Source organism: Microbacterium sp., assembly GCF_029263575.1.
Classification (GTDB): Bacteria; Actinomycetota; Actinomycetes; order Actinomycetales; family Microbacteriaceae; genus Microbacterium.
This window is the reverse complement of record NZ_JAJUFV010000195.1, coordinates 1-4,785: the sequence shown is the minus strand read 5'-3', so window position 1 is coordinate 4,785 and position 4,785 is coordinate 1. Positions and strand designations below refer to the sequence as shown.

Genomic DNA, 4,785 nt, shown 5'->3' with positions numbered 1-4,785 from the left:
GCAGGTTGTACGTCTCGTAGTAGTTCGTGTCGGTGCAGATTCGCTTGGTGCCCAGCGGGTGGTCGTTCGGCGTGAGGTCTTCGAGAACCTGGGGGTCGTTCACGCGTTCAGCGAGCTTGCGCTCGAAGAACACGCGCGCGGCGTCGTTGATCTCGGGATCGACAGTCAGCCCTTGGAATGCCTTGGCGAAGAGAACCCCGCCGCGTTTCCAGCTCTCTTCGAAGATGGCGTCGCGCTCGTCTTCAGGCACCTCGGCGTACGGCACAGGATGGCTGGTCCAGGGGGAACCGGCGGCGCCGTTCCACGACAGCTCCCGGCGGTGCGAGAGGCCTGCCTGCTCGCGCGCCCACTCTTCGTCATCGAGTGGCCTGTTCAGCGCCGGGATGCTGTAGTTGGCGCTGCGCTGGTACACCGTCAGCTCTGCCGCCTGCTCGGCGATGTGCGGAATCGCCTGGACGCCGGATGAGCCGGTGCCGATGACCGCGACGCGCTTGCCGGTGAAGTCGACAGGGCCATCCGGCCACGCCGAGGTCTGCAGCACCTCGCCTGCGAACGAGTCGCGACCGGGAATCGTCGGCAGCTGAGGGCGCGAGAGACTGCCGGTGGCCATGATGAGCCACCGCGCGCGAGCTGTCAGGCCCTGCTCTGTGCGTACTTCCCACCGGTGCTCGCGCTCGTCCCAGGTAGCGCCCGCCAACCGCTCATCGAATCGGTAGTGGCGGCGCACATCGAAGCGATCGGCGACATGGTTGAGATAGCGAAGGATCTCGGGCTGGGTGGCATAGCGCTCGCTCCAGCGCCATTGCGCTTGCAGCTCGTCGTCGAACGAGTACGAGTAGTCGATGCTCTCGACATCGCATCGCGCGCCCGGGTAACGGTTCCAGTACCACGTGCCGCCGACGTCAGAGCCCGCCTCGATGCCGAGGACGTCCATGCCCTGACGGACCGCGTGGATGGTGGTGTACATGCCGGCGAAGCCGGCTCCGACGATGATGAGATCGTGCGTGGTGGTCATCGGGTTTCCTTGCTGTGGGGGCGGATGAGCGTGCGCAGATCGCTCCAGAGAATGTCGCTGGCGCTTCGTGCGGGTCCGTATCCGGCGATGGTGAAGAAGCCGTGGAACTGGTCCGGGAAATGTCGGTGCAGCACGGAGGCGCCGGCTTCGCGGAGGCGACGGGCGTACTCGGCCCCCTCATCGCTGAGGGGGTCGAGGCCGGCTGTGATGACGATGCTGGGTGGCATGGCCGACAGGTCTGTGACCGCGAAGGGGGTGGCGGATGGGTCGGAGGCGCGTGCGGCGAAATCGTCGCCGAGATGTACGCGCCAGTAGTGGGCGAGCAGCGCACCTGTCACGAAATAGCCTTCGGCGCGCGTGAGGTGGCTGTGCGAGCTCATGCTCGGATCGAGAAACGGGTAGATCAGCACCTGCGCCACCACCGGGCTCGCGCCGCGATCTCGCAGTGCGAGGGTCGCAGCTGCTGCGACGTTTCCGCCGGAGCTGTCACCGGCGAGCACGACGCCGTGCTCTGTCCGCCCGTCGCCGAGCGCCCAGTCGACGACCGCGATCATGTCGTCTCGAGCCGTCGGTGCACTGTGCTCGGGGGAGAGCGCGTAGTCGACCGAGATGACAGTCGAGCGGGTCTGCTGAGACCACAGGCGACAGAATCCGTCGTGACTGGCGATCGATCCGTGCAGGAAGCCGCCGCCGTGGGCGAACACGGTCGTTGCGGCGGCTTCCACGGATTCGTGCGGGTGGTAGACGCGCACCGACACGGCGCGGCCGTCGGTGTCGACGGTGAGATCCTCTGTCGACGCGACATCGTCGATGTTCGCGGCGGGGCGCACCCTGGCATCTACGACACGCCTGCCCTCTGTCGGTGGCATGCTCGTGATGTCGGGAAAGTTCGTGCTGAGCAGATCGAGCATCTGCTGTGTCTCGTTCACATGATCTCCCTCGATCGTTGATGTGACTAACAGTCATAGTACGATTAGGAATATTCCACGTCGTCCTCGGGAGGTCAAGTGAGTCACGGTGTTATGGGCGAGAAGAGCCTGCCTGATCTTCCGGCTACGAGCTGGGCGGTGCTGGGGATTCTGTCGTTCGAGGCAGATCTGTCGGGTTATGACGTGAAACGGTGGGCCGATCAGAGCCTGGCCTTCTTCTACTGGGCGCCATCGCAGAGCCAGATCTACACGGAGCTACGTCGGCTCGAGCGGTTGGAGTTGGCGACCTCTCGAGTCGAGCAGACGCATGCCGCGAAGTCTCGTCGCGTCTATCGCGTCACCTCCCAGGGGCAGGATGCGATCCGTGGGTGGGCGGATGAGCTCGAACCCGATCCGATGGTGCTGAAGAACTCGCACATTCTGCGGGTGTGGGCTGCGCACAACGGCGACATGGAGCGACTTCACGGCGAGTTGCGCACGTATCGGGACGCCGCTCTCGAACGTGCGGCGAAGGCGGCGGCGCATGCACGAGGCGCGGAACGCGATGCCTCCTGGCGCTTCTCCGGAATTGCACTTGAGTGGTCCGAGCGCTTCTACCTGGATGAGGCCGCGCGAATCGACTGGCTGCTCGATCGCTTGCAGCAGGAGCAGTGATTCATGGGGCGCGGATGCTCAGACGCTGAATCCGCCGTCGACATCGAGTTTCTGCCCGGTGATGAATCCGGCCTTTGGGGAGGCGAGGAAGGCGACCGCTTCCGCGATGTCGTCGGCCGTGCCGAAGGTGCGCAGCGGAATATTGCTCTTGGCGACCGCAAGTGCTCGTTCGTCCAAGTCCCCCGACGCCATGAGCCGCGCAGACATGCCATCCCACAGCATGCCCGGGCCGACGCAGTTGACCCGCACGCCGAAGCGGCCTTCTTCGGCCGCCAGCCCGCGTGCGAGTGCTTCGACACCGCCCTTGGGCGCTGCGGACAGGCCATCGCGCACCGGGTAGCGGCGGGTGGCAGCACTCGTGACCACGGTGAGCGACCCGGCGGCGTCGCGCAGTGCAGGGAGGAAGGCGCGGGCCACAGTGAAGAAGCCGACGAGGTCTTGGTCGACCTGATGGGCGAACTGCTCGACGCTGACCTTCGACAGGTGCACCATCGGAACGTGGGGCCCTGCGGCGTGAACAACGGTGTGCACGCCGCCGTGTCGCTGCGCCAATGTCGTGGCGAGCTCGTCCGCGGCGACACTGTCGGTCACGTCCAGACGGGCCGTTTCCACGGCGTCGCCGAGCTCGTTGACCAGGTCTTCGGGAACAGCGGAACGATAGGTGAGCACCGTGCGGATGCCGTCGCCGACGAGTCGGCGAACGATGGCTGCGCCGATGCCGCCTCCGCCTCCGGTGACCACGGCGATGCCGGGACGGTCGAGGGCGGTTATACGGCTCGGTGAATCGTGCTCCATCATGCCCGGAATGTAGCACCTTTCGGTATACCAAGCAAATGTTTGGTTTCTGTTGATTGCGTCTTCTGAATGTGTTTTACTGAGCAAGCGTTTGGTCGCTGGGACTCAATGATGAGAGAGGAACTGATATGCGGTTCAAGAGGTTTGCGGCAGTTGCCGCAGGGATCGTTGCATCGACGATGGTGCTTGCTGGCTGCGCAGGTGACGGCGGCGGCGCTGACGCCGGCGGCGGTGGCGATGAAGGACCCATCCAGGTGGTCATTCTGGGCGGGCTGGGCGCGGAAGGCATCCTCGCCGACAACGCCAGCACCGCAGTGACCGCTGCATTGGCCTCGGTCGATGCGATCAACGACGGCGGCGGCATTCTCGGCCGTGATGTCGAGATCACTCACCTGGAAGACAACGCCGACCCGACGGTGGCTGTCACTAAGCTGCGCGAGTACATCGCCACAGAGGGTAAGCCGGCCCTCGTGATGAACTCCGGGCCGTCGACCGTGGCAGAAGCCACGATTCCGATCCTGACGCAGAACCAGATCATCAACTTCAACATCGGCCCCACCGCCGGATCGAGCGACCCGTCGGTCAGCCCGTACACCTTCGACCTGAGCGCCACGGTGCCGGACTACCTCGGATCGTTCCTCGCTGAGGTGGAAGACCGCGGCTACGAAGACATCGCGATCCTGCATGGCTCGTCCGCGTATGGCGAGCTCTTCGGCAGCCAATCGAAGACCGTGTACGAAGAGGCCGGTCTCAACGTCACCGGCATGGAGGGCTTCGATAACGCGGCCCTGGACATGACCTCGCAGTTGGCCGCGCTGAAGACGGGAGACCCGGACGTTCTCATCCTCGATGCATACGGAGCTCCGTTGGGCTACGTCCTGCAGAGCCTGGAGAAGCTGGGTTGGGACGTCCCGGTCATGGGCAACACCTCGGTCTCGGCCACCGGTCTCATCGCAACCGAAGCACCCGCCGGTGTTCTCGGCACCGATCAGGTCAAGAACCTGACGATGCAGGTCTTCGCCAGCACCCAGTACGACCCGGAGGCCGACGGGGTCAATGAGGCGGTCGAGCGCATGGTCGAGGCCGGCGACATCCGGTCGTCGTTGATTCTGGCGTACAACTACGACTCGATGTTCCTCTTCAAAGCCGCTGCAGAATCCGCGGAGACCGTGACTGATCCTGACGCCCTCGTCGCAGCTCTGGAGGACCCGGCAGTGCAGGACGCGGCCGAGACCGTCATCCTCACCAAGTACGGTTTCACCGCCGAAGAGCATGGGCCGCACGTAGCCCCGGAAGAGTTTGCCTTCATCGCACCTGGCAAGCTCGTCAACGGTCAGTTCCAGCCCTAAGCGGCCGGAGCCACCGACCCACCGGCGGCTCGGACCTCGAATC

The 4,785-nt window shown here is 64.8% G+C and carries 5 protein-coding genes; 2 read left to right on the top strand and 3 right to left on the bottom strand.

What is annotated here, in order from left to right:
• Both Q1J95_RS14515 and Q1J95_RS14510 read right to left on the bottom strand, forming a co-directional pair.
• On the bottom strand, positions 1-1,015 hold a 1,015-nt coding region (locus Q1J95_RS14515), incomplete at its 3' end, for an NAD(P)/FAD-dependent oxidoreductase (RefSeq protein ID WP_300268835.1).
• The gene (locus Q1J95_RS14510; protein WP_300268833.1) at positions 1,012-1,944 is read right to left on the bottom strand and encodes an alpha/beta hydrolase; all 933 of its coding nucleotides are present in this window, start codon (positions 1,942-1,944) and stop codon (positions 1,012-1,014) included. The genes Q1J95_RS14510 and Q1J95_RS14515, both read right to left, overlap by 4 nt.
• A gap of 78 nt (positions 1,945-2,022) precedes the next feature.
• On the opposite strand from Q1J95_RS14510, the gene Q1J95_RS14505 reads away from it, so the two are divergent.
• The gene (locus tag Q1J95_RS14505) at positions 2,023-2,598 is read left to right on the top strand and encodes a PadR family transcriptional regulator (RefSeq protein ID WP_300268830.1); all 576 of its coding nucleotides are present in this window, start codon (positions 2,023-2,025) and stop codon (positions 2,596-2,598) included.
• Between the two features lie 18 nt (positions 2,599-2,616).
• On the opposite strand, the gene Q1J95_RS14500 is transcribed toward Q1J95_RS14505, so the two are convergent.
• Entirely contained in the window at positions 2,617-3,396 is a 780-nt protein-coding gene (locus tag Q1J95_RS14500; protein WP_300268827.1) for an SDR family oxidoreductase, read from the bottom strand.
• A 125-nt stretch (positions 3,397-3,521) separates the two neighbouring features.
• Here Q1J95_RS14500 and Q1J95_RS14495 point away from each other — a divergent pair, with 125 nt between their 5' ends.
• Positions 3,522-4,742, top strand: coding sequence for an ABC transporter substrate-binding protein (locus Q1J95_RS14495; RefSeq protein ID WP_300268824.1), 1,221 nt, complete (start codon positions 3,522-3,524; stop codon positions 4,740-4,742).
• Positions 4,743-4,785: the final 43 nt, after the last annotated feature.

Excerpts from the sequence above, each read along its gene's own strand:
- Q1J95_RS14495 (WP_300268824.1), top strand. The coding sequence starts at position 3,522 with ATGCGGTTCAAGAGGTTTGCGGCAGTTGCCGCAGGGATCGTTGCATCG.
- Q1J95_RS14500 (WP_300268827.1), bottom strand. The coding sequence starts at position 3,396 with ATGATGGAGCACGATTCACCGAGCCGTATAACCGCCCTCGACCGTCCC.